Origin of the sequence: Sphingomonas sp. PR090111-T3T-6A, assembly GCF_000383095.1 — a bacterium.
In the GTDB taxonomy this organism is placed as follows: domain Bacteria; phylum Pseudomonadota; class Alphaproteobacteria; order Sphingomonadales; family Sphingomonadaceae; genus Solisphingomonas.
In genome coordinates, this window is sequence record NZ_AORL01000009.1 from 55031 (window position 1) to 77148 (window position 22118).

Annotated in this window: 20 protein-coding genes; 16 read left to right on the top strand and 4 right to left on the bottom strand. The window is 69.2% G+C overall.

The window, feature by feature from the left end:
- Positions 1–37 precede the first annotated feature (37 nt).
- Positions 38–922 carry an S-methyl-5'-thioadenosine phosphorylase gene (gene mtnP, locus ST3T6A_RS0102050; RefSeq protein ID WP_019831222.1) on the top strand — a complete coding sequence of 295 codons (885 nt, stop codon included), beginning with the start codon at positions 38–40 and terminating at the stop codon, positions 920–922.
- Here the strand turns inward: mtnP and ST3T6A_RS0102055 are convergent.
- Positions 900–1853, bottom strand: a complete 954-nt coding sequence (locus tag ST3T6A_RS0102055) for a CorA family divalent cation transporter (protein ID WP_019831223.1) — start codon at positions 1851–1853, stop codon at positions 900–902. The two genes, mtnP and ST3T6A_RS0102055, sit on opposite strands and share 23 nt — an antisense overlap.
- Positions 1854–2065: 212 nt before the next feature.
- On the opposite strand from ST3T6A_RS0102055, the gene ST3T6A_RS0102060 reads away from it, so the two are divergent.
- The 6 genes from ST3T6A_RS0102060 to ST3T6A_RS0102085 all read left to right on the top strand — a co-directional run bounded on the left by ST3T6A_RS0102060 (position 2066) and on the right by ST3T6A_RS0102085 (position 9532).
- On the top strand, positions 2066–2764 hold the full coding sequence (locus ST3T6A_RS0102060; RefSeq protein WP_019831224.1) for a pirin family protein: 699 nt from the start codon (positions 2066–2068) through the stop codon (positions 2762–2764).
- 112 nt (positions 2765–2876) lie between these two features.
- Entirely contained in the window at positions 2877–3800 is a 924-nt protein-coding gene (locus ST3T6A_RS0102065; protein WP_019831225.1) for a pirin family protein, read from the top strand.
- A 45-nt stretch (positions 3801–3845) separates the two neighbouring features.
- Positions 3846–4316: a hypothetical protein gene (locus tag ST3T6A_RS0102070; RefSeq protein WP_019831226.1), complete on the top strand. Its 471-nt coding sequence runs from the start codon at positions 3846–3848 to the stop codon at positions 4314–4316.
- Positions 4317–4435: 119 nt separating this feature from the next.
- On the top strand, positions 4436–6718 hold the full coding sequence (locus tag ST3T6A_RS0102075; RefSeq protein ID WP_019831227.1) for a TonB-dependent receptor: 2283 nt from the start codon (positions 4436–4438) through the stop codon (positions 6716–6718).
- Between the two features lie 115 nt (positions 6719–6833).
- Positions 6834–7250: a hypothetical protein gene (locus ST3T6A_RS0102080; protein ID WP_026359353.1), complete on the top strand. Its 417-nt coding sequence runs from the start codon at positions 6834–6836 to the stop codon at positions 7248–7250.
- Positions 7251–7309: 59 nt separating this feature from the next.
- The gene (locus tag ST3T6A_RS0102085) at positions 7310–9532 is read left to right on the top strand and encodes a TonB-dependent receptor (protein WP_019831229.1); all 2223 of its coding nucleotides are present in this window, start codon (positions 7310–7312) and stop codon (positions 9530–9532) included.
- Here the strand turns inward: ST3T6A_RS0102085 and gcvA are convergent.
- Positions 9507–10418 (bottom strand): transcriptional regulator GcvA, encoded by a 912-nt coding sequence (gcvA, locus tag ST3T6A_RS0102090; RefSeq protein ID WP_019831230.1) that lies wholly within the window; start codon positions 10416–10418, stop codon positions 9507–9509. The genes ST3T6A_RS0102085 and gcvA overlap by 26 nt on opposite strands.
- A 93-nt stretch (positions 10419–10511) precedes the next feature.
- Here gcvA and ST3T6A_RS0102095 point away from each other — a divergent pair, with 93 nt between their 5' ends.
- Both ST3T6A_RS0102095 and astD read left to right on the top strand, forming a co-directional pair.
- On the top strand, positions 10512–11708 hold the full coding sequence (locus ST3T6A_RS0102095) for an aspartate aminotransferase family protein (protein ID WP_019831231.1): 1197 nt from the start codon (positions 10512–10514) through the stop codon (positions 11706–11708).
- A 14-nt stretch (positions 11709–11722) separates the two neighbouring features.
- Complete coding sequence (astD, locus tag ST3T6A_RS0102100; RefSeq protein WP_019831232.1) at positions 11723–13144, top strand: succinylglutamate-semialdehyde dehydrogenase; 1422 nt, start codon at positions 11723–11725, stop codon at positions 13142–13144.
- On the opposite strand, the gene ST3T6A_RS0102105 is transcribed toward astD, so the two are convergent.
- Positions 13128–14012: a LysR family transcriptional regulator gene (locus ST3T6A_RS0102105; protein ID WP_019831233.1), complete on the bottom strand. Its 885-nt coding sequence runs from the start codon at positions 14010–14012 to the stop codon at positions 13128–13130. The two genes, astD and ST3T6A_RS0102105, sit on opposite strands and share 17 nt — an antisense overlap.
- A gap of 93 nt (positions 14013–14105) precedes the next feature.
- Between ST3T6A_RS0102105 and ST3T6A_RS0102110 the strand changes: the two genes are divergently transcribed.
- On the top strand, positions 14106–15101 hold the full coding sequence (locus tag ST3T6A_RS0102110) for an aldo/keto reductase (protein WP_019831234.1): 996 nt from the start codon (positions 14106–14108) through the stop codon (positions 15099–15101).
- Between the two features lie 20 nt (positions 15102–15121).
- On the opposite strand, the gene ST3T6A_RS0102115 is transcribed toward ST3T6A_RS0102110, so the two are convergent.
- Complete coding sequence (locus ST3T6A_RS0102115; RefSeq protein ID WP_019831235.1) at positions 15122–16216, bottom strand: branched-chain amino acid aminotransferase; 1095 nt, start codon at positions 16214–16216, stop codon at positions 15122–15124.
- A 271-nt stretch (positions 16217–16487) separates the two neighbouring features.
- Here ST3T6A_RS0102115 and ST3T6A_RS19100 point away from each other — a divergent pair, with 271 nt between their 5' ends.
- The 6 genes from ST3T6A_RS19100 to ST3T6A_RS0102145 are packed head-to-tail and all read left to right on the top strand — an operon-like array spanning position 16488 to position 22090.
- Positions 16488–17672 carry a GGDEF domain-containing protein gene (locus tag ST3T6A_RS19100; RefSeq protein WP_157602335.1) on the top strand — a complete coding sequence of 395 codons (1185 nt, stop codon included), beginning with the start codon at positions 16488–16490 and terminating at the stop codon, positions 17670–17672.
- A gap of 54 nt (positions 17673–17726) precedes the next feature.
- On the top strand, positions 17727–18890 hold the full coding sequence (locus ST3T6A_RS0102125) for an aminotransferase class I/II-fold pyridoxal phosphate-dependent enzyme (RefSeq protein WP_019831237.1): 1164 nt from the start codon (positions 17727–17729) through the stop codon (positions 18888–18890).
- Positions 18887–19495 carry an alpha/beta fold hydrolase gene (locus tag ST3T6A_RS0102130; RefSeq protein WP_019831238.1) on the top strand — a complete coding sequence of 203 codons (609 nt, stop codon included), beginning with the start codon at positions 18887–18889 and terminating at the stop codon, positions 19493–19495. The genes ST3T6A_RS0102125 and ST3T6A_RS0102130 overlap by 4 nt, the downstream gene beginning before the upstream one ends.
- Positions 19492–20235, top strand: coding sequence for a methyltransferase (locus tag ST3T6A_RS0102135; protein ID WP_019831239.1), 744 nt, complete (start codon positions 19492–19494; stop codon positions 20233–20235). Before ST3T6A_RS0102130 ends, ST3T6A_RS0102135 begins: the two co-directional genes overlap by 4 nt.
- A complete protein-coding gene (gene bioD, locus ST3T6A_RS0102140) occupies positions 20232–20849 on the top strand; it encodes a dethiobiotin synthase (protein WP_019831240.1) in 618 nt (205 codons plus the stop codon). The genes ST3T6A_RS0102135 and bioD overlap by 4 nt, the downstream gene beginning before the upstream one ends.
- The gene (locus ST3T6A_RS0102145; protein ID WP_019831241.1) at positions 20846–22090 is read left to right on the top strand and encodes an adenosylmethionine--8-amino-7-oxononanoate transaminase; all 1245 of its coding nucleotides are present in this window, start codon (positions 20846–20848) and stop codon (positions 22088–22090) included. The genes bioD and ST3T6A_RS0102145 overlap by 4 nt, the downstream gene beginning before the upstream one ends.
- The last annotated feature ends 28 nt before the right edge of the window (positions 22091–22118 follow it).

The following is a 22118-nucleotide window of genomic DNA, read 5'->3' on the forward strand; positions in this document are numbered from 1 at the left end:
CGAGCGGGCGACTGGGGCGCAACAGGAAAGGCAGTGTATGGCCATCGACGGCTGGACGATCGGGATCATCGGCGGCTCGGGGCTCTATGCGCTCGACGAGATCGAGGATGCGACCTGGCATGATGTCGAGACGCCGTGGGGGCGGCCGTCGGACCGCATCCTGTCGGGCCGCATCGGCGCGACCCGGCTGCTGTTCCTCCCCCGCCACGGCAAGGGCCACGCCATCCCGCCGACCGAGATCAACGCGCGCGCCAATATCGACGCGCTGAAGCGCCTGGGCGCGACGGATATCCTCGCCATCTCGTCGGTCGGCTCGCTGCGCGAGGAGCTGCCGCCCGGCCGCTTCACCGTGGTGGACCAGTTCATCGACCGCACCATGCACCGCCCGGCGACCTTCTTCGGCACGGGCCTCGTCGCCCATGTGTCGCTGGCGGACCCGGTCTGCCCCCGCCTCTCGGCCTTCGCCGCGGCGGCGATCGAGGCGGCGGGCGGCGAGGTTTCGACCGGCGCCACCTATCTCGCGATGGAAGGCCCGCAATTCTCCACCCGCGCCGAGAGCATCGCCTATCGCCAGTGGGGTGCCGACGTGATCGGCATGACCGCCATGCCCGAGGCGCGCCTCGCCCGCGAGGCGGAGCTGCCCTATGCGCTGGTCGGCATGGTCACCGACTATGACTGCTGGCGCGAGGAGGAGGCCGGCGTCGTCGCCACCGACATCGTGGCGCAGATGCACAGCAACGCCGCCACCGCACGCCGCCTCGTCTCGGCCTTCGCGAAGGCGCTCCCGGCCGGGCGCACGCCGTCGCCCATCGACACCGTGCTCGACCATGCGATCCTGACCACCCCCGCCGCGCGCGACGGCGCGGTCGCTCAGAAGCTCGACGCGATCCTCGCGCGCTTCACAGCCAGTCGCGCCACTTGAACCACAGCACCGGCAGGATGGTGGACGCCACCATCAGCACCATCGCGAAGGGATAGCCCCAGGTCCAGGAAAGCTCTGGCATGACATGGAAGTTCATGCCGTAGATCCCCGCCACCAGCACCGGCGGCACGCCGGCGACCGAGACGACGGTCAGCACCTTCACCACGTCGTTCTGCTCGATGCTGATGAAGGCGACGGCGGCGTCGATCAGCAACTGCACCCGTCCGGTCAGCGAATTTTCGAATTCGTCGAGCGATTCGATATCATGCCGCACCGACACGAGCCGGTCGCGCAACCCGCTCTCCATCGCGGGTTCGCAGCGGTCGGCAACGAAGGCGGCGATGCGGCCGATGGCGAGGAAGGCATGGCGCACCTTCACCATCTGCTCGCTGGAGCGGCCGATCCGGACCATCAGCGCCCGCAGCCGGCGCGTCTCGCGGCCAAGGCGGCGCTTCTGGCCGGGGCGCGGATTGCGGAAGATGGCGTGCGAGGCGGAGGTGATATCCTCGGCCACGCGCTCCAGCCGGTCGGCGGAACGGTCGACCAGCTCCTCCAGCAGCCGCACCAGCGCCTCCTGCCCGCCAACCTTGTGATCCGCCTTGGCGATCGCCTCATGGGTCTCGTCGAAGGCGGTCATCTCGGCGAAGCGGATGGTGATCAGCCGACCGGACTGGAGCAGGAAGCCGGTCGGCGCGAGAACGGACGTCTCGCCCTGCCGCGCGACCAGCGGCGCGCTCATCGTGAGCTGGCCCTGATGCACGCGCAGCCGGCTGGAGGCCTCGATCTCGGACAGGCTCTCCCGGCTGGGCAGCTCGATGCCGAACTGCCGCTCGACGCGCGCGATCTCCTCGTCGGTGGGGCTACACAGATCGACCCAGCAGGCGCCGGCCAGATCCTTCTCGTCACTCGTACCGCCCGCGCATTTCAACATGCGGCGTCCTCTTGTCTCGAAAGCCTACTCCCGCCCCGGCTCTTCGCACGGCGGCGCGCGCACGCCAACCGTTCCATTCCATCGAACGATTGAAACGGATTTATCCGAGTATTCTGGATACGAAAGCCCCCTATATTGGCCGGCGAACGGGTGAAGGACCCTCAGGAAATTCCTTCACTATCCTACTCTTAACGTGGATCGGGAGAACCGCGATGATCGAACTGCGTCCCTTCGCCACGCTCGGCGGCGAGAACCATGGCTGGCTGAATGCCAAGCACCATTTCTCCTTCGCCAACTATTACGACCCCAAGCGGATGAACTGGGGCAACCTGCGCGTCTGGAACGATGACACCATCGAGGCGCGCTCGGGCTTCCCGCCGCATCCGCACCGCGACATGGAGATCATCACCTATGTCCGCACCGGCGCGATCACCCACCAGGACAATCTGGGCAACAAGGGCCGCACCGTCGCCGGCGACGTGCAGGTGATGTCGGCGGGCACGGGCATCGCGCACTCCGAATATAATCTGGAGAACGAGACGACCACGATCTTCCAGATCTGGATCCTGCCGACCCGCACCGGCGAGAAGCCGAGCTGGGGCGCCCGTCCCTTCCCCAAGGGCGAGCGGTCCGGCAAGTTCGTCACGCTGGCCTCGGGCTTCGCCAATGACGACGACGCGCTGCCGATCCGCACCGATGCGCGGGTGGTCGGCGCGACGCTGAAGGCCGGCGAGACGGCGGAATATCAGCTCGGCGCGGATCGCCGCGCCTATCTGGTGCCCGCCACCGGCGCGGTGGAGATCGAGGGCGTGCGCGTCAACGCCCGCGACGGCGCCGCCATCCAGGACGTCGACACGCTGAAGGTCACCGCGATCGAGGACAGCGAAGTGGTGTTCGTCGACGCCGCGTGACACAGTAAGTTCGGGGCGCGCGGCACCTGTCAGCCGCCGCCCCGCAAGGCCGCCGGGGTTCCCTGCCCCCCTCCCCGCCCCGGCGGCCATCCCTGTTGCAAGGAGCCCGATCATGACCCTGCGTTCGAGCGATGTGGATGGCGTCGACATGGTGATCCTGCCGCCCGTCCGCGATCTCGGCGACGGTTTCAGCGTGCGCCGCGCGCTGCCCTCGGCACATCGCCGGATGGTCGGCCCCTTCATCTTCCTGGACCAGATGGGCCCGGCCGCATTCACCGGCGGCGAGGGGCTCGATGTCCGCCCCCATCCCCATATCGGCCTCGCCACCGTCACCTATCTGCTCGACGGCGAGATCATGCACCGCGACTCCGTCGGCTCGGTGCAGGCGATCCGTCCCGGCGAGGTGAACTGGATGACGGCGGGCTCCGGCATCGTCCATTCCGAGCGCACCCGGCCCGAGCTGCGCGCGAAAGGCTCCAGCCTGTTCGGCCTCCAGACCTGGGTGGCGCTGCCCAAGGCGCATGAGGAAACCGCGCCGAGCTTCGCGCACTACAAGGCGGACCAGATTCCGAGCACCGAGGCGGACGGCGTGACGCTCACCCTGATCGCCGGCCGATCGGACGGGCTGGTCTCGCCGGTCAAGACCTTCTCCGACATGGTTTATGCCGACATCCTGCTGGAGGCCGGCGCCCGCTATCAGCTCAAGGCCGAGCATGTCGAGCGCGCCGTCTACGTCGTCGAGGGCGCCGTCTGCGTCGAAGGGCAGTCCGGCGGTTTCGCCACCGGCGAGCTGGTGGTCTTCCGCCCCGGCGCCGAGATCGTGCTGCGCGCCCATGACGGCGCGGCGCGGCTGATGCTGGTCGGCGGCGAACCCTTCCCCGAGAAGCGCAACATCTACTGGAACTTCGTCTCCAGCGATGCCGACCGGATCGAGCAGGCCAAGGCGGACTGGCGCGCCCAGCGCTTCGCCCCCGTGCCCGGCGAGCCGGACTTCATCCCGCTCCCCGAAGACCCCAAGCCGGTCCGCTACCCCTGATCCCCTCCCCCTGACGTCCACCGCCCGCCCTGCTAAGGGAGGACGGTGGACGGTTCGCTTCCCCCTCCGCTCACAGAGACGCTGCGCCGGGTGGCCTCCGCGATGGAGGGCGCCCGCGATCCCTGGTGGATCATCGCCAGCGCCGCCATGGCGCTCCACGGCGCGCGGCCCATCGAGGTTGCCGACGTCGATCTACTGACCAGCGAGCGCGACACCGAAACCCTGCTCGCCACGCTGCGAATCTCCCCCCTGCCGGGCGGGGGATCGGACCGGTTCCGCTCGCGAATCTTCGCCCGCTGGGAAGCGCCGCCCGTGCCGGTCGAGATCATGGCCGGCTTCGAGGTCCTGACACCGGAAGGCTGGCAATTCGTCCGTCCCCTCGGCCGGCTTCCGAAACAGCTTGGAAACATGACACTATTCGTGCCCCCGGTGGACGAATTACTCGCCCACTGCCGCCTGTTCGGCCGCCCCAAGGACGAACAACGTGCGACGATTCTGCAACGCTTGGAGTCTTGATTCTCCGTTCGACCAAGGCGTGCTTGAGCGAATATGTCACAACTGTTACGGGCCGCTTCGACTCCCCCGAGAACGGGAGCAAGGCCCATCAGAGGATGCCGGGCCACATAGGGGAAAGCATGATCTCGAAGTCTGCCCGGTCGCCCATTGGACGCACGCTCTTCTGTGGCGCGTCCGCCATTGCCGCTCTTGCCGCCGCCTCCGCGCAGGCGCAGACGAGCGACACCGCCGCCGCCAGCGCGCCCAGTGCGCCCGCCCAGAACGGCGAAATCCTCGTCACCGCGTCCCGCCGCGAGGAATCCGCCAAGAACGTGCCCGTCGCGGTCACCGCGATCGGCGGCGAGAAGCTCGCGGTGCTGAACTCCAGCGGCCTCGACATCCGCTTCCTGTCGTCGCGCACGCCGAGCCTTCAGATCGAAAGCTCGTTCGGCCGCACCTTCCCGCGCTTCTATATCCGCGGCCTCGGCAACACGGATTTCGATCCCAACGCCGCGCAGCCGGTGTCGATCGTCTATGACGACGTCGCACTGGAGAGCAATTTTCTCAAGTCCTTCCCCGTGTTCGACCTTCAGAACGTCGAAGTCCTGCGCGGGCCGCAGGGCACGCTGTTCGGCCGCAACACGCCCGCCGGCGTGATCAAGCTCGACTCGCAGAAGCCGACCGACCATTTCGGCGGCTACCTCACCGGCTCGCTGGCGACCTACAAGACCGCCAATGTCGAAGGCGCGGTGGGCGGCCCGATCGCCGATGGCCTCGACTGGCGCGCGTCCGGCATTCTCCAGCGCCGCGACAACTGGGTCACCAACGATTCCGACACCGGCAGCGCGCCGAAGCACCTGGAAGGCTATCGCGATCTCGCGGGCCGCTTCCAGCTCGGCTACACCTCGGGCGACTTCCATGCGCTGTGGAACATCCATGGCCGCGATCTGAACGGCTCGCCCCGGCTGTTCCGCGCCGGCCTGTTCACGCCGGGCAGCAATCATTTCCAGCCCGGCTTCGACAAGGACCATGTCTCGCAGGACGGCGTCAGCGAGCAGGACATGAGCCAGTGGGGCACCAACCTCCACCTCGACTACAAGTTCGAGGGGATCGGCACGCTCTACTCGATCACCGCCTATGAGACGGCGCACGTCAAGTCGGTCGGCGACATCGACGGCGGCAACGCCTATCCCTTCCCGACCGGGATCGGCAACCCGATCGCCAGCCCGCCCGCGCTCAACGCCGGCGCCTTCCCGGACAACACCGGCGACATCGTGCGCCCGCATGAGTTCAGCCAGGAAGTGCGCTTCGCGTCGGAGGATTTCGGCGGCTTCCGCGCGCAGGGCGGCGTGTACTACTTCCACCAGCGCCTGAACTATCATGAGCTGGATTTCGACGCGACCGGCACGCAGGACGGCGACGTCTACCACAGCGACAAGAACGAGAACTACGGCATCTTCGCCTCGGGCGAATACAAGGCCACCGACAAGCTGACGCTGCGCGCCGGCGTCCGTTACAGCCATGACAGCAAGCGGGACTTCGTGACCGGCAGCACGCCGGGCATCACCGACACGCTGACGCTTCCGATGTCCACCCCGGCGCATGGCAGCGACGTGACCTGGGATGCCAGCGCCACCTATGCGCTGACGCCGCAGCTCAACGTCTATGCCCGCGTCGCGACCGGCTATCTCGGGCCGGCGATCCAGGATCGCGTGACCTTCGGCAGCGTGCCGAGCGTCGCCAAGAAGCAGACCACCATCTCGGGCGAAGGCGGCTTCAAGTTCGAGAGCCGCGACCGCCGCTTCCACGTCGACCTCGACGGCTATTGGTGGCGCACCAAGAACCTCCAGCTCACCGCCGTCGGCGGCCAGAGCAATTCGGCCGCGCTCATCAACGCCGACCATGCGGTGGGCTATGGCATCGAGGGCCAGGTGGATGCCCGTCCGATCCCGAACCTGACGCTGACTGCCGGCGGAAGCTGGAACTTCACCGAGATTCGCGATCCGAACATCTCGGTCGGCGTTTGCGGCGCGGCCTGCACGGTCACCGATCCGCTCGACGCGGCCGGTCGCGCGATCATCGACGGCAACGACCTGCCGCAGGCGCCGCGTTACGTCTTCAACGTGACGGCGCGCTACGGCATCCCGCTCAAGAACGGCGGCGAGATCTTCGCCTACACCGACTGGGCCTATCGTTCGAAGATCAACTACTTCCTCTACACGGCCAAGGAGTTCCGCGGCCGCTCGCTGACGGAAGGCGGCCTGAAGCTCGGCTACAAGACGCCGAACAACTGGGAAGTCGCGGCATTCGCCCGCAACATCACCAACCAGATCCGTTCGATCAGCGCGATCGACTTCAACAACCTGACCGGCATGATCAACGAACCGCGTATCATCGGCGGCGAGGTGAAGATCGTTTTCTGATCTCCCCAGTGATTTCACGAACAGGAAGGGCGGCCCTGCCAAGGGGCCGCCCTTTTTGCATCCGGGACGGAACTTCCTCTTGAGCCGGACGCGATACGGGCGCACAGCCGCCGCGATGATCGACGCGTCCCGATCACGGCCCGCGCGGCCCCGGACGATCGCGCTGGCCTTGCTCGCCTGCGCGCTGACGCTGCGACTCCTCGTTCCCGCCGGCTGGATGCCCGTCGCCGATGCGCAAGGGCTCCATCTCGTGCTCTGCTCGGGCAGCGGGCCGCTGGAGATGCCGTCCGCCCATGCCATGACCGGCATGAAGGGGATGCATCATCACGGCCATCACGATCCGTCGATGCCCGATCACCCCTGCGCCTTCGCCGGTCTCGGCGTGGCGCTGGCGGAGCCTTTGCTGCCGCTGCTCGCGCTGCCCGTGCGCGCCGTCGCCGTCCGGCTCGATCATGCGGGCGAGATGGTGGCGATCGGGCGCGGCCTCGCCGCCCCGCCGCCGCCCGCCACAGGACCACCCGCCCTCGGCTGATCGCCCGCCGCGCGCCTTTCCGCGCGCGGCCGACGCCCCTTCAGCCGATCGGAAATCCCATGTCCTTCTTCCCGCGCGCGCTGCGGCGCGCGTCCGTCATGCCGTTGGCGCTGGCCGCGGCACCCGCTTTCGCAGCCGACCTGCCGCCCCCTCCGGGCGACATCCTCGTCACCGCCGGCAAGCAGCAGGCGAGCATCGACAACACGCCCGCCACCCGTGCGTCGATCGACGCCGACACCATCGCGCGCACCGTCAACGCGATGAACGTCGAGGACACGGTCAAATATCTGCCGAGCCTGATCGTGCGCAAACGCCATATCGGCGACACGCAGGCGCCGCTCGCCACGCGCACCTCCGGCCTCGGCTCGTCGGCGCGCAGCCTGATCTATGCGGACGGGGCGCTGCTCTCCACGCTGATCGGCAACAACAACTCGACCGCCTCGCCGCGCTGGAGCCTCGTCAGCCCGCAGGAGATCGAGCGGATCGACGTGCTCTACGGCCCCTTCTCGGCGGCCTATCCGGGCAATTCGATCGGGGCGGTGATCAACATCACCACCCGCCTGCCCGACAGGCTCGAAGCCACCGTCACCGCCGGCACGAGCATCCAGCGCTTCAGCCAGTACGGAACCTCCGACACGCTGCCGACCTACCAGATCGGCGGTACCGTGGGCGACCGCTTCGGCCCGCTCGCGCTGTTCGCCAGCGTCGATCATGTGACGAGCCATGGCCAGCCGCTGCTCTATGTGACGGGCGCGCAGCCCGCAGGCACCTCGGGCGGCTTCGACACGACGACCCGCACCGGCCTCGCCACCCGCCTGCTCGGCGCGAGCGGGTTCGAGCGGCAGTCGCAGGAGCAGATCAAGCTCAAGGCAGCGCTGGACATCACCTCCGACATCCGCCTCACCTATGTGGCGGGCCTGTTCCTGAACGACACCGATGCGCACGCCGAAACCTATCTGAGCGGCCCCGGCGGCGCGCCCGCCTACACCAGCGGCTTCGACAGCGGCATCTATCGGTTCGACGAGCGCCACTGGTCGCACAGCGTCACCGCCACGGGCTCGGGCGACCGCTTCGACTGGCAAGTGATCGGCACGCTCTACGACTTCGCGCACGACGTACAGCGTACGCCGACCGGCACCGCGCCTGCCGCACTCTCGGGCGGCGCGGGCAACGTCACCCGCCTCGACGGCACCGGCTGGAAGACGCTCGACGCCAAGGGCGCATGGCGCTCGGACGCGGCGGCGACGCACACGCTGAGCTTCGGCGCGCACGGCGACTGGTTCCGCCTCAACAGCAACCGATACAGCACCACCGACTGGCTGAACGGCCCGGACGGTGCGCTCAATCTCCAGTCGAAGGGCCGCACCCGCACGCTGGCGCTCTGGGCGCAGGATGCGTGGAGGCTCCTCCCCACCGTCACGCTGACGGCGGGCGGACGCTATGAATGGTGGAAGGCCTATGACGGGCGCAACGTCTCGCTGACGCCCCCGATCGCCGCCGATCAGCCGGAGCTGTCGGCGCACCGCTTCTCGCCGAAAGCCTCGCTCGCCTGGGACGCCGCGCCGCACTGGACGTTGCGCTTCAACTTCGGCGAGGCATGGCGTTTCCCGACGGTGGGCGAACTCTACCAGATCGTGACGACGCCGGTGCCCGCCATCCCCAATCCGAACCTCAAGCCCGAACGCGCGCTCTCCGAGGAGCTGGCGATCGAGCATCATGACGCGCACGGCTCGATCCGCCTGTCCTTCTTCAACGAGTCGATCAAGGACGCGCTGATCTCGCAGACGGGCCCCCTGCCGGGCACCACCCAGTTCGGCACCTTCGTCCAGAATGTCGACCGGACTCGCGCGCGCGGCATCGAGCTGGCCGTCCAGCGCACCGACCTGCTGCCCCGCTTCGACCTCTCGGGCAGCGTCACCTATGCCGATGCCACCACCCGCAAGGACACGGTGTTCCCCACCGCCGAGGGCAAGCTCCTGCCGCAGGTGCCGCACTGGAAGGCGAGCGTGGTGGGCACCTGGCGCCCGATCGACCGCGTCTCGCTCACCGCCGCGGGCCGCTACTCCAGCCGCAATTTCGGCGCGCTCGACAACAGCGATGTGGTCGGCAACGTCTATCAGGGCTTCTACAAATATTTCGTCGTCGATCTGCGCGCCGATGTCCGCGTCGGCGATCACATGAGCTTCGCGCTCGGCGTCGATAATGTGAACAACGACAAATATTTCCTCTACCATCCCTTCCCGCAGAGGAGCCTGTTCATGCAGGTCGGGTGGAAGTTGTGACGGCGGCTTCCGCCAGCATCCAGTCGCGGAGCTGGCGGAAGGCGGAGGACTCCAGCTTCGCCGCTGGATAGGCGAGGTAGTAAGCGCGCTCGCTCGGCAAGGCCAGATCGAAGGGCCGGACGAGCGCGCCGGAGGCCAGTTCGGGCTCGATCAGGAAGCTCGGCACCAGCGCCGCCCCCGCGCCCGCCGCCGCCGCCTGCGCCAGCATCAGGAAGTGCGAGAAGCCGGGCAACGGCCCCTCCGGCACATGGTCCACCCCCGCCAGCGCGAACCAGCGCGCCCACGCATCGCGCCGGTTGGACTGGACGAGCAACGGCAGCCGCGCGAGATCGCGGGGCTCGCTGAGCCCCTCGGCCAAAGCCGGCGACACCACCGGGATCGCCGCCTCGCGGAAGAGAAGGTCGCACACCGCGCCCGGCCAGTCCGGCCGCCCGAAGTGGATCGCGGCATCGAAAGGCTCGGTCGCGAAGTCGAACTCGTCGGAGCGGGCGGCGAAGTTGACGATCAGGTCCGGGTGCCGCTCGGTGAGTCTCGGCAAACGCGGCGCCAGCCAGCGCATCCCGAAGCTCGGCAGCGTGGCGAGCTCGATCACCCGCTCGCTCGGCCGCGTCATGGCGCGCGCCGTCGCCCGCCGGATCGCGCCCAGCGCCGCTCCCACCTCCTCGGCATAGGCCCGCCCCGCCTCGTTCAGCCGCACCCGCCGGCCCGCGCGATCGAAGAGGCTCACCCCCAGCCACTCTTCGAGATTGGCGATCTGGCGGCTGATCGCGCTTTGCGTGAGGCCGACCTCGGCGGCGGCGCGGCTGAAGCTGCCATGGCGCGCGGCGGCGGCGAAGCTGTGCAGCATCGCCATCGGGGGCAGCGTGCGGCGATCCTCCTCGCTCATTCCATTTCCTCATGAGGATGTGACGCTTTTACGTTTGTGCGCGGCGGCGGCGAGGTCAATAGCCATGCGATCTGCGCACAAGGAATGAACGCGATGACCAGCCCGATCATGCCCGTCTACAACCCCGCCCCCGTCACGCCGGTGCGCGGCGAAGGCATCTGGTTGACCGAGGCCGACGGCACGCGCTGGCTCGATTGCATCAACGGCGTCGCCACCAACGCGCTCGGCCATTGCCACCCCGCGCTGGTCGAGGCGCTGACGCGCCAGGCGGGCAAGCTCTGGCACACCTCCAACGCGATCCGCGTGCCGGGCCAGACCGAACTGGCCGAAAAGCTCGTCGCCAACAGCTTCGCCGATCGCGTGTTCTTCTCCAACACCGGCACCGAGGCGGTGGAGTGCGCGATCAAGACCGCGCGCCGCTACCACAAGGTCAACGGCCAGCCGGAACGCTTCGAGGTGATCGGCTTCACCGGCTCCTTCCACGGCCGCACCTATGGTGCGATCAACGCGTCGGGCAATCCGGCCTATCTCGATGGCTTCGGCCCGCCGCTGCCGGGCTTCCTCCATTTGTCGATGGACGACCATGAAGCCTTCGCCGAAGCCGTCGCACGGCCGGGCATGGCGGCGGTGATCGTCGAGCCGGTGCAGGGCGAAGGCGGCGCGCGGGCTTTCTCGGGCGAGGATCTCCAGCGCCTCCGCCGGCTCTGCACGGAGCATGGTGTGCTGCTGATCCACGACGAAGTGCAGAGCGGCATGGGCCGCACCGGCAAGCTCTTCGCGCATCAATGGTTCGAGGGCGCGGAGCCGGACATCATGGCGATCGCCAAGGCGCTGGGCTCGGGCTTCCCGGTCGGCGCCTGCCTCGCGACCGAGGAGGCGGCGAAGGGCTTGGTCGTCGGCACGCACGGCTCGACCTTCGGCGGCAACCCGCTCGGCATGGCGGTGGCGCTCGCCGCGTTCGACGTGATCGCGAGCGAGGAGACGCTGGCCAACGCGCGCACCGTATCCGACTATCTCCGTACCAGCCTTCAGGCGGTCGCCGAGCGCAATCCCGACATGATCGTCGAGCTGCGCGGCAAGGGGATGCTGGTCGGGCTCAAGCTCAAGCCCAACAACCGCGGATTCCTCATGAAGGGCTGGGAGCAGCACATCCTGCTCTCGGGCTGCGGCGACAATTGCGTGCGCATCCTGCCGCCGCTGATCCTGACGGAGGCCGAGGCCGACGAGATCGTCCGCCGCGTCGAGGCGACCTGCGAGGCGATGCGCGTGCAACTGGCCGCGGTGGCGTGATAGAAGCGGCCGCCATGACCCACTTCACCTCGACCAACCCCGCCACCGGCGAAACCCTCTGGGAAGGCGATGCCGCCTCCCCGGCTGAGGTCAACGCCGCCATCGCCAAGGCCCGCGCCGCGTTCGAGGGCTGGTCGGTGACGCCGCTCGACGAGCGCATCGCCTTCGTCCGCGCCTTCAAGGCCCGGCTGGAGGCGAACGCCGAGACGCTCGCCCGCGCCATCTCCGAGGAGACCGGCAAGCCGGCGTGGGAGGGCAAGCAGGAGGCGGCCACGATGGTCGCCAAGGTCGAGACATCGATCAAGGCGCAGGCCGATCGCGCCGGTGAGCGCGAGCAGGGCATGGCCTTCGGTCGCGCGATCCTGCGCCACCGGCCGCATGGCGTGATGGCGGTGCTGGGGCCGTACAACTTCCCCGGACATCTGCCGAACGGCCATATCGTCCCGGCGCTGCTGGCCGGCGATACGGTGGTGTTCAAGCCGTCCGAAGAGACGCCGCTGGTCGGCGAGATCATGGCGCGGTGCTGGGCCGAGGCGGGGCTGCCGGAGGGCGTGTTCAACCTCGTGCAGGGCGGGCGCGATACCGGCGCGGCGCTGCTGGCGGGGCATATCGACGGGCTGCTCTTCACCGGCTCGGCGGGGGCTGGCGCACATTTCCGGCGTACCTTCGTCGATCGACCGGAGGTGATCCTCGCACTCGAACTCGGCGGCAACAATCCGCTGATCGCCTGGGATGGCGAGGCCGAGGCGGTCGCTTCGATCGTGGTCCAGTCGGCCTTCATCACCTCGGGCCAGCGCTGCTCCTGCGCGCGCCGGCTGATCGTGCCGGAGGGCGCGGAGGGCGACCGCATGGTGGACGCCGTGGCCGCAATGGCCGACCGCCTCACCATCGGCCAGTGGGACGAGACGCCCGAGCCGACCTTCGGCCCGCTCATCTCCGCCGCTGCCGCCGACAGGGCGCGCGGGGCCGTCGCCGCGCTGGTGACCAAGGGCGCGAAGGTGATCCGCCCGTTCGCGAAGATCGAGGGCCGCTCCGACGCGTTCGTGACTCCCGCGATCCTCGACGTGACCGGCCTCGACGTGCCGGATGCGGAGATCTTCGCGCCGGTGCTGCAAATCATCCGCGTGGCGGACTTCGACACCGCGATCCGCACCGCCAACGCCACCGCTTATGGCCTCTCGGGCGGCCTGATCTCGGCCGACGAAGCGCTGTGGCGCCGCTATGCGGACCGGGCGCGGGCGGGCGTGCTCAACTGGAACCGGCCGACCACGGGCGCGGCGGGCACGATGCCCTTCGGCGGGCTCGGCTCCTCGGGCAACCATCGCCCGAGCGCTTATTATGCGGCCGATTACTGCGCCTACCCGGTGGCGAGCTTCGAGGCCGGCGAGGTCGCGGACCTGTCGGGCGACATCAAGGGCCTCAAGGCCGCCGGATGAAGTCGACGAAGGCCCGCAAGGGCGCCGGCATCAGCCGCCGGCTCGGATAATAAAGGAAGGGGCCGGTGAAAGACTGCCACCAGTCGGGCAGCACCGGCTCCAGCCGCCCGTCGGCGAAATAGGGCTCCAGAAACCCCTCGAAGCTCTTGATGACGCCGAGGCCGGCCACCGCCGCAGCCACTTCGTCGTCGAAATTGCCGCCGGTGAAGCGCCCGGCCGGCGTGATGCGCACCATCTCCTCGCCCCGCTCGAACTCCCATGGATGCATGGCCCCGCTCGAAAAGCGGTGCAGCACGCAATCATGGCCGAGCAGGTCGCGCGGGTGAGCGGGCCGGCCGCGCTCCGCCAGATAATCGGGCGACGCCCCGCAGGCGAAGCGCTGGATGCGCGGGCCGATCGGCACCGCGATCATGTCCTGCTCTAGCCGCTCCTCATAGCGGATGCCGGCATCGAAGCCCGCCGCCAGCACATCGATGAAGCGATCGTCCGAGATCAGCTCGACCGAGATGCCCGGATGCGCCTTCAGGAAGGCCGCGATGATCGGGGGCATGATCTGCCGCGTCACCGCCCCCGGCGCGTTGAGGCGCAGCGTGCCCCTTGGACTGTCGCGATAGCCGTTGACGACATCCAGCGCCGCCTCGACCTCGCCCAGCGCCGGCCCGAGCCGCTCGATCAGCCGCGCGCCCGCTTCGGTCGGCGTGACGCTGCGCGTGGTGCGGTTGAGGAGGCGCACGCCCAGCCGTTGTTCCAGCCGCCGCACCGCCTCCGACAGAGTCGACGCCGACACGCCGCGTAGCAGCGCCGCGCCGCGAAAGCTCCGCGCGCGGGCGACGGCGGCGAAGGCGTCGAGATCGGCAAGGTCGGTCATTGTCCGGATATCCGTACAGCTTGTGCAACGACGGCCGGATTATCGCACGGCCGCCCGACCTCCATAAAGCCCCCAGCACAGGAGGCTGAACGCATGGACATTCGCACTCTCGGAAAGACCGGCCCCAAGGTTTCGGCGGTCGGGCTCGGCTGCATGGGCATGTCGGGCATGTATGGCCCGTCGGACCGGGCGGAAGGCATCGCCACGATCCACGCCGCGCTCGATGCCGGCATCACGCTGCTCGACACCGGCGACTTCTACGGCATGGGGCATAACGAGATGCTGATCGGCGAGGCCCTGAAGGGTCGCCCGCGCGACAGCTATCAGCTCAGCGTCAAGTTCGGCGGCCTGCGCGCGCCGGACGGATCATGGTGCGGCTTCGACGCGCGGCCGGCGGCGGTGAAGAACTTCCTCTCCTACTCGCTCCAGCGACTCGGCGTCGATCATATCGACATCTACCGGCCGGCGCGGCTCGACCCGAACGTGCCGATCGAGGAGACGATCGGCGCCATCGCCGAAATGGTGGAGAAGGGCTATGTCCGCCACATCGGCCTGTCGGAAGTGGGCTCCGACACGATCCGCCGGGCGGCGGCGGTGCATCCGATCGTCGATCTCCAGATCGAATATTCGCTCGTCTCGCGCGGGATCGAGGACGGGATTCTCAGCACCTGCCGCGAACTCGGCATCGACATCACCGCTTACGGCATCCTGTCGCGCGGGCTGATCTCGGGCCATTGGAGCAAGCAGAGCGTCGCCGCCCCAACCGACTTCCGCGCGCACTCGCCCCGCTTCGAGCAGGGCAATATCGACGCCAACCTCGCGCTGGTGGAGGCGCTGCGCCGCGTGGCGGAGGCCAAGGGCGTGACGGTCGCGCAGATCGCCATCGCGTGGGTGGCGGCGCAGGGGCAGGACATCGTGCCGCTGATCGGCGCGCGCCGCCGCGATCGCCTGACCGAGGCGCTGGGCGCGCTCGACGTCCAGCTAGACGCCGCCGATCTGGACGCGATCGAGCGTGCCGTCCCCAAGGGTGCGGCGCAGGGCGACCGCTACAACGCCTGGGGCATGGCGACGCTCGACAGCGAGCGTTGAGGAAAGGGGGTGCGCCCGCGTCAGGCGACGCGGCGCACCCAACCCTTCGCGTCCTCGATCCGGCCGCGCTGGATGCCGACGAGGGCGTCCTTCAGCATGTCGGTGGTCTCGCCGCCGCCGCCATTGCCGATGGTGAAATCACCGGCCGTGCTCTTCACCTGCCCGATCGGCGTCACCACCGCCGCCGTGCCGCAGGCGAACACCTCGCGCAGCTTCCCCGAAGCCGCGTCTGCGCGCCACTGATCGATCGAGTAAGGCTCCTCGCGCATGTCGATGCCCTTGTCGCGGGCGAGTTCGATCACCGAGGCGCGGGTGATGCCGGGCAGGATCGTGCCCGTCAGCGGCGGCGTCACGATCGAGCCGTCGTCGAACAGGAAGAAGATGTTCATGCCGCCAAGCTCGTCGACCCAGCGATGCTCGACCGCGTCGAGGAACACCACCTGGTCGCAGCCATGCCGGATCGCCTCGGCCTGCGCGATGAGGCTGGCCGCATAGTTGCCGCCGCACTTGGCCGCGCCTGTGCCGCCCGGGGCCGCGCGGGTGTAATCGTCCGACACCCAGACGCTGACCGCCTTCTTGCCGCCCTTGAAGTAAGCACCGACCGGGCAGGCGATCACGCAGAAGATATATTCCGCCGCCGGCCGCACGCCGAGGAAGGTCTCCGACGCGAACATGAAGGGGCGCAGATAGAGGCTGCCTTCGCCGCCCGGAATCCACGCCTCGTCGATCTTGATGAGCGCGTCGAGCGCGCCGAGGAAAAGCTCCTCGGGCACTTCCGGCATCGCCATGCGGCGTGCGGACTCGTTGAAGCGGCGGGCGTTCTGCTCCGGGCGGAACAGCGTCACGCCGCCATCCTCGGCGCGATACGCCTTCATGCCTTCGAAGATTTCCTGCGCATAATGCAGCACCGCGCAGGCCGGATCGAGCTGGAACGGGCGGCGCGCCTCCACCTTGGCGCTGTGCCAGCCCTGCCCCTCGGTCCACGTCACCGTCACCATATGATCGGTGAACACGCGGCCGAAGCCGGGGTCCTCCAGCAGCGTGGCCCGCTCGGCCGCCGCCACCGCCGCCGGGTTGGGCTCGATCGAGAATTGCAGCTTGGCGTCCGCGTTCATGCACCGCTCCTTGGATCTGTCGGGCTCCCCTTATCGAGCCGGAGGGCGGCAGGCCACCCCCGCCTGTCCGGACGGGTGCCGGCATCGACTCGGCCATGAGCGACGGCGAACATGCGGCACATAGTTAACGAATCGCCCTCCATCGTCGTCGCCATGAAGAAATTCATGGAATTACCGACAAATTCGGGGGCAAATGCCTAAAAATCCGACGCCCGTGGACATTTTGGTAACCTCGGTTACCTATCCCCGGCTGCTATTGCAGGGGCATGTCATGGCATTAGAGGGTCCGAGCGAGTCGAAGGGGGTGCGTGACCGCATCGATTCCGCCCTGCGCGACCTGTTTGACTGGTTCACCGGCCTCCCGCGCGAGGAAGCCATCGACTTCCGGAGCGACATCCTCGAAACCGTGATGCTGAAGCCGAGCGCGCTGCTGCTCACCGGCATGGGCGTGCTGCTGATGAGCGGCACCGTCATGGCGCTGACGGGCGCCGGCTGGGCGATGGCGTGGTTTGCCATCGATGCGCTGCTCCTCGCGCTTCGCCTGATTCCGACCTTTTTGCACGAACGGCAAGGGCGGCAGATGCCGGCTCCGCTGGCGCGCATGGTGGTGATGAGCGCGCTCGTCATGTGCCTGATCTTCGGGGCCGGCTGCTCCGCCACGGTGCTGATGCGGACCAAGCCGCTGATGGTGGTGGCGACGGGATCGCTGATCGGCGTGGTCGCCGGCCTCGCGACTCGCTGGGCGGCGTTGCCGCGCCTCGCCCTGCCGGCGATCGTGGTGATCGCCATGCCTTTCTGCGCGGCCGTCGCGACGGTCGGCAACGGCATGTTCCGCGCGGGCGCCGTGCAGTTCGCGGTGGTGATCGCCGCCACCGGCGCGCTGACGCTCCAGAACAACCGCACGCTGGTCGCGCTGTTCCGGGCGGAGCGGCGCAACCGCGTGCTGGCGACGACCGACAGCCTCACCGGCCTTCCCAACCGCGCCGGCCTGATCGCCGAGCTCAATCGCCTGCGCACGGCCGCCACGGACGGGCAGGACGGCGAGATCACGTCGCTGTTCGTCGATCTCGACAGCTTCAAGGCGGTGAACGACCGCTTCGGCCACAGCGCGGGGGACCGCGTGCTGGCGGCGGCGGCGGCACGGCTGCGCGCGGTGGCGGCGCCGCATTTCGTCTGCCGGCTGGGCGGCGACGAATTCGTGGTGGTGATGAGCAGCAGCGACCGCGCCGTCGCCACCTTCGTCGCGCGCCATATCGCGGAGCGGATACGCGAGCCGATCGAGGGCTGCGCGGCCGAACCGGTGCTGATCGGCGCCAGCATCGGGGTCGCCTTCGGATCGATCGCCAATCGCGACGCCGAGCAGATTCTCGCCGAGGCGGACATGGCGCTCTATCTCGCCAAGGATGCGGGCGGCGGACGCCACGCGATCGGCAGCGGACTTCGAGTATCGGCCTGACCCTCTCGCAGACGGTTCCTTGTCGCGCCGATCCGCTCTAGAGGCGCGCAGGACATGGCCGCGCTCGCAACCCACCTCGCCGCCGCGCTCGAGCGCATCGACGCCCGCCACGAGCGGCGCCGGCTGACCGCCACCGCGCTCGAAGCCGAGGGCCGGCTGACGCGCGGCGATGCGCGGCTGATCGACTTTTCCAGCAACGACTATCTCGGCCTCGCCCGCCACCCGCTGCTGGCCGAGCGGTCGGCGGAATGGGCGGCGCGGCTGGGGAGCGGTGCGGGCGCCTCGCGGCTCGTCACCGGCACGCATGAGGCGCATCTGGCGCTCGAAGCGAAAATCGCCGCCTTCAAGGGGCGCGAGGCGGCCCTGCTCTTTCCGAGCGGCTGGCACCTGAACGCGGCGGTGCTGGCGGCGCTGCTCAGGGCCGCGCCCGGCACGCTGCTGTTCACCGACCGGCTGATCCACGCGAGCCTCCATGCGGGTGCCGCCGGCCATCGCCAGATCCGCTTCCGCCACAATGATCCCGATCATCTGGAGGAGCTGCTCCTCGGCTACGCCGACCGGCCCGGCCCGCGCCTGATCGTCACCGAGAGCGTGTTCAGCATGGACGGCGACCGCGTGGACCTCGCCCGATTCTCCGCGCTGGCGAAGGCGCATGACGCCTTCCTCTATCTCGACGAGGCGCACGCGACCGGCGTGCTCGGGCCGGAGGGGCGCGGCCTCTCCGCCGCCGTGCCCGATGCCGCCGATCTCGTGATGGGCACGTTCAGCAAGGCGATGGGGAGCTTCGGCGCCTATGTCGCGGGCTCGCAGCTGCTGATCGACTATCTGGTCAACGCCTGCGGGGGCTTCATCTTCTCGACCGCACCGCCGCCCGCGATGCTGGGCGCGATCGACGCGGCGCTGGACCTCGTGCCCGCCATGGAGGCCGAGCGCGCCCGCCTCGCTGCCCATGGCGAGCATCTGCGCGCGCGGCTCAACGCGGCCGGGATCGACACCGCCGACAGCTCGACCCAGATCGTTCCCGCCATCGTGGGGGCTGCTGAAGAAGCGCTGGCGCTGGCCGAGGCGCTGGCCGGGGACGGCCTGCTCGCCGCCGCGATCCGTCCGCCGACCGTGCCGCCCGGCACCAGCCGTCTCCGCCTCGCGCTCCGTGCCACGCATGGGGAGACGGATATCGAGCGCCTCGCCGATGCAATCATCGCCCGGATGAGACGATGAAGCTGGTCTTCCTGCATGGCTGGGGTTTCGATGCGTGCCTGTGGGACGGCGTGCGCGCGGCGCTCCCGGAGTTCGAAGCGGTCGCGTGGGATCGCGGCTATTTCGGAGCGCCCTCGGCGGAAGCCGTCGCGGCACCGCTGATCGCCGTCGGCCACTCGCTCGGCGCGATGCTGTTGGCGGGTGCGCTGCCGGAGGGCTGCATCGGCCTCGTCGCGATCAACGGCTTCGACCGCTTCGCTGGAGAAGGCGCGGTGCCGCCGCGCGTGGTCGAGCGGATGCGCAGGCGCTTCGGCGAAGCTCCCGCCGAGGTGCTGGCCGATTTCCGCACCCGCTGCGGCAGCGAGCCTCCGCCCGCGATCCGCGACGAAGCGGCGCTGGCCACCGATCTTACCCTTCTCGCCGAGGCCGACCGGCGCGGCATGGTCCGCGTGCCGACACTAGTGCTGCACGGCGCGGCCGACCCGCTCCTCCCCGCGCCGATGCGCGAAAGCGTCTTCGCCGGAGCCCCCCACGAGTCGCTGGACGGCGCCGGCCACCTCCTGCCCCTCACCCATGCCGACTGGTGCGCCGATCGTATCCGTGCCTTTGCGGGCCGCCTCGCATGAGCGTCGCCGACGCCTTCGGCCGCGCCGCCGACTATGATCGCCACGCCGCCGTCCAGCGCAGCGTCGCCGGGCGGCTGGCCGAACGCGTCGCCGCGCTGCCCCTCCCACCTGCCCCGCGCGTGCTGGAGATCGGCTGTGGCACCGGCCTGCTGGGGAGCGCGCTGGTCGATCGCCTGCCCGGCGCGCGCTGGCACATGACCGATCTCTCGCCCGCGATGGTCGAGCGGGCGCACCGGCGCTTCGCGGGCCGCGCGGACATCAGCTTCTCCGCCATGGACGGCGAGGCCCCGGACATCGCCGGCCCGTTCGACCTGATCGTCTCCAGCCTCGCCTTCCAGTGGTTCGCGGACCTGCCAGGTGCGATCGAGCGGTTGCGGGGGATGCTCGCGCCGGGCGGCCACCTCGCCTTCACGACAATGGCGGCGGACAGCTTCGCCGAGTGGCGCGCGGCGCATGACGGGCTCCCCTGCGGCACGCCCGATTATCCGGGTGCGGAGGCGCTCTCCGCCATGGGCTTCTCCGTCACGATCGAGGCGCTGCCGGTCCGCCATCGCGATGCGCGGGATTTCCTCCATGCCGTGAAGGCGATCGGCGCGGGCACGCCGCGCCCCGGCCACAAGCCGCTCACCCCCGCCCAGCTTCACGCGGTGATGCACCGCTTCGAGGCCTCAGGCGCGACCGCCAGCTATGTCGTCGCCACTTGCGTCCTTCGCGCTTCGGGAGAACAAGCGCGGGCATGACCCGCCTTATCGTCACCGGGACGGACACCGGCATCGGCAAGACCGTCTTCTCCGCTGCGCTCGCGAGCGCGCTCGGCGCGACCTACTGGAAGCCGATCCAGTCGGGGCTGGAGGACGGGGCCGACGCCGACAGTGTCCAGGCGCTCGGCGTCGAGCGCGTGCTGCCCGAGGCCTATCGCCTCACCCATCCGCTCTCGCCGCACCGCTCGGCCGAGCTGGACGGCATCGTCCTCGATCCCGATCAGCTCACCCCGCCCGAGGTGAAGGGCCCGCTGGTGGTCGAGGGCGCCGGCGGCGTGCTGGTGCCGGTGACGCGGCAATTGCTGTTCGCGGACCTGTTCGCGCGCTGGGGGATGCAGGCGGTGCTGGTGGCGTGGACCGGGCTCGGCACGATCAACCACAGCCTGCTCTCGATCGAGGCGCTGCGCGCGCGCGGCGTGCCCATTCTCGGCATCGCCTTCGTCGGCGACGAGAATGAGGATAATGAAGCGACCATCTGCCAGATCGGGCAGGTGAAGCGGCTCGGCCGCCTGCCGATCCTCGATCCGCTGACCGCCGACACGCTGCGCGGCGCCTTCCACCAGCATTTTCGCATCGAGGATTTCCGCGCGTGACCTCACCTGTCTGGCATCCCTTCACGCAGCATGGCCTGAACGAGCCGATCCCGCTGGTCGAGCGATCCGAGGGGGCGGCGCTCTACACGGCCGACGGGCGGAGGATCATCGACGCCATCTCGTCCTGGTGGGTGACGACGCACGGCCATTGCCACCCGCGCATCATGGCCGCGATCCGCGCGCAGGCCGAGAAGCTCGACCAGATCATCTTCGCCGGCTGGACGCACGAGCCCGCCGAACGCCTCGCGCAGGGCCTCGTCGGGATCATGCCCGCGCCACTGGCGCATGTCTTCTATTCGGATTCGGGCTCCACCTCGGTGGAGGTGGCGCTCAAGATGGCGCTGGGCTTCTGGCTCAACCGGGGCGAGCCGCGCCACCGCATCCTGACGCTGGAGCATGGCTATCATGGCGACACGATCGGCGGCATGTCGGTCGGCGCGCGGGGCGTCTATAATCAGGCCTACACGCCGCTGCTGTTCGACGTCGGCACGCTGCCCTTCCCTGTCGGCGACGGTCAGGCGACGCTCGATGCGCTGGAGGCGGCCTGCGCCGCGCCGGACAAGCCCGCCGCGCTGATCCTCGAACCGCTGGTGCTGGGCGCGGGCGGGATGCTCTTCTACTCCGCGCGAGTGCTGGCGGAGATGCGGGCGATCTGCGCGAAGCAGGACGTCCTCTTCATCGCCGACGAGGTGATGACCGGCTGGGGCCGCACCGGCACGCTGCTCGCCTGCGAGCAGGCCGGGATCGTGCCGGACATCCTCTGCCTGTCGAAGGGGCTGACCGGCGGCGCGATTCCGCTCGCGGTGACGATGGCGACGCCGGAAATCTTCGAGGCGCATTATTCCACCGACAAGGCGAAGATGTTCTTCCACTCGTCGAGCTACACGGCGAACCCGATCGCCTGCGCCGCCGCGCTCGCCAACCTGGAGGTGTGGCGCGACGAGCCGGTGATGGAGCGCATCGCCACGCTGGCGGCCCGGCAGGAGGCGCGGATCAAGGCCCTCCCCAAGGTGCGCGACGCACGGCGGCTCGGCACGATCGCCGCGTGCGAGATCGGCGGCGGCGAGGGCTATCTCGCCTCGATCGGTCCGGCGCTGCTGACCCATTTCCGCGAGCGCGACCTGCTGGTCCGGCCGATGGGCAACAATGTCTATGTGATGCCGCCCTACTGCATCGACGAGGCCGATCTCGACCGTATCTATGCGGCGATCGGCGAGGCGGCGGAACGCTTCGGCGGGTAACAGCCCGTCCGCCCCGATACGCCGGGCG

Excerpts from the sequence above, each read along its gene's own strand:
- ST3T6A_RS0102085 (WP_019831229.1), top strand. The coding sequence starts at position 7,310 with ATGTCCTTCTTCCCGCGCGCGCTGCGGCGCGCGTCCGTCATGCCGTTG.
- ST3T6A_RS0102125 (WP_019831237.1), top strand. The coding sequence starts at position 17,727 with ATGGCCGCGCTCGCAACCCACCTCGCCGCCGCGCTCGAGCGCATCGAC.
- bioD (WP_019831240.1), top strand. The coding sequence starts at position 20,232 with ATGACCCGCCTTATCGTCACCGGGACGGACACCGGCATCGGCAAGACC.
- astD (WP_019831232.1), top strand. The coding sequence starts at position 11,723 with ATGACCCACTTCACCTCGACCAACCCCGCCACCGGCGAAACCCTCTGG.
- ST3T6A_RS0102075 (WP_019831227.1), top strand. The coding sequence starts at position 4,436 with ATGATCTCGAAGTCTGCCCGGTCGCCCATTGGACGCACGCTCTTCTGT.
- ST3T6A_RS0102080 (WP_026359353.1), top strand. The coding sequence starts at position 6,834 with ATGATCGACGCGTCCCGATCACGGCCCGCGCGGCCCCGGACGATCGCG.
- ST3T6A_RS0102065 (WP_019831225.1), top strand. The coding sequence starts at position 2,877 with ATGACCCTGCGTTCGAGCGATGTGGATGGCGTCGACATGGTGATCCTG.
- gcvA (WP_019831230.1), bottom strand. The coding sequence starts at position 10,418 with ATGAGCGAGGAGGATCGCCGCACGCTGCCCCCGATGGCGATGCTGCAC.
- ST3T6A_RS0102095 (WP_019831231.1), top strand. The coding sequence starts at position 10,512 with ATGACCAGCCCGATCATGCCCGTCTACAACCCCGCCCCCGTCACGCCG.
- ST3T6A_RS0102130 (WP_019831238.1), top strand. The coding sequence starts at position 18,887 with ATGAAGCTGGTCTTCCTGCATGGCTGGGGTTTCGATGCGTGCCTGTGG.
- ST3T6A_RS0102110 (WP_019831234.1), top strand. The coding sequence starts at position 14,106 with ATGGACATTCGCACTCTCGGAAAGACCGGCCCCAAGGTTTCGGCGGTC.
- mtnP (WP_019831222.1), top strand. The coding sequence starts at position 38 with ATGGCCATCGACGGCTGGACGATCGGGATCATCGGCGGCTCGGGGCTC.
- ST3T6A_RS0102060 (WP_019831224.1), top strand. The coding sequence starts at position 2,066 with ATGATCGAACTGCGTCCCTTCGCCACGCTCGGCGGCGAGAACCATGGC.
- ST3T6A_RS0102105 (WP_019831233.1), bottom strand. The coding sequence starts at position 14,012 with ATGACCGACCTTGCCGATCTCGACGCCTTCGCCGCCGTCGCCCGCGCG.
- ST3T6A_RS19100 (WP_157602335.1), top strand. The coding sequence starts at position 16,488 with ATGGCATTAGAGGGTCCGAGCGAGTCGAAGGGGGTGCGTGACCGCATC.
- ST3T6A_RS0102115 (WP_019831235.1), bottom strand. The coding sequence starts at position 16,216 with ATGAACGCGGACGCCAAGCTGCAATTCTCGATCGAGCCCAACCCGGCG.
- ST3T6A_RS0102055 (WP_019831223.1), bottom strand. The coding sequence starts at position 1,853 with ATGTTGAAATGCGCGGGCGGTACGAGTGACGAGAAGGATCTGGCCGGC.
- ST3T6A_RS0102135 (WP_019831239.1), top strand. The coding sequence starts at position 19,492 with ATGAGCGTCGCCGACGCCTTCGGCCGCGCCGCCGACTATGATCGCCAC.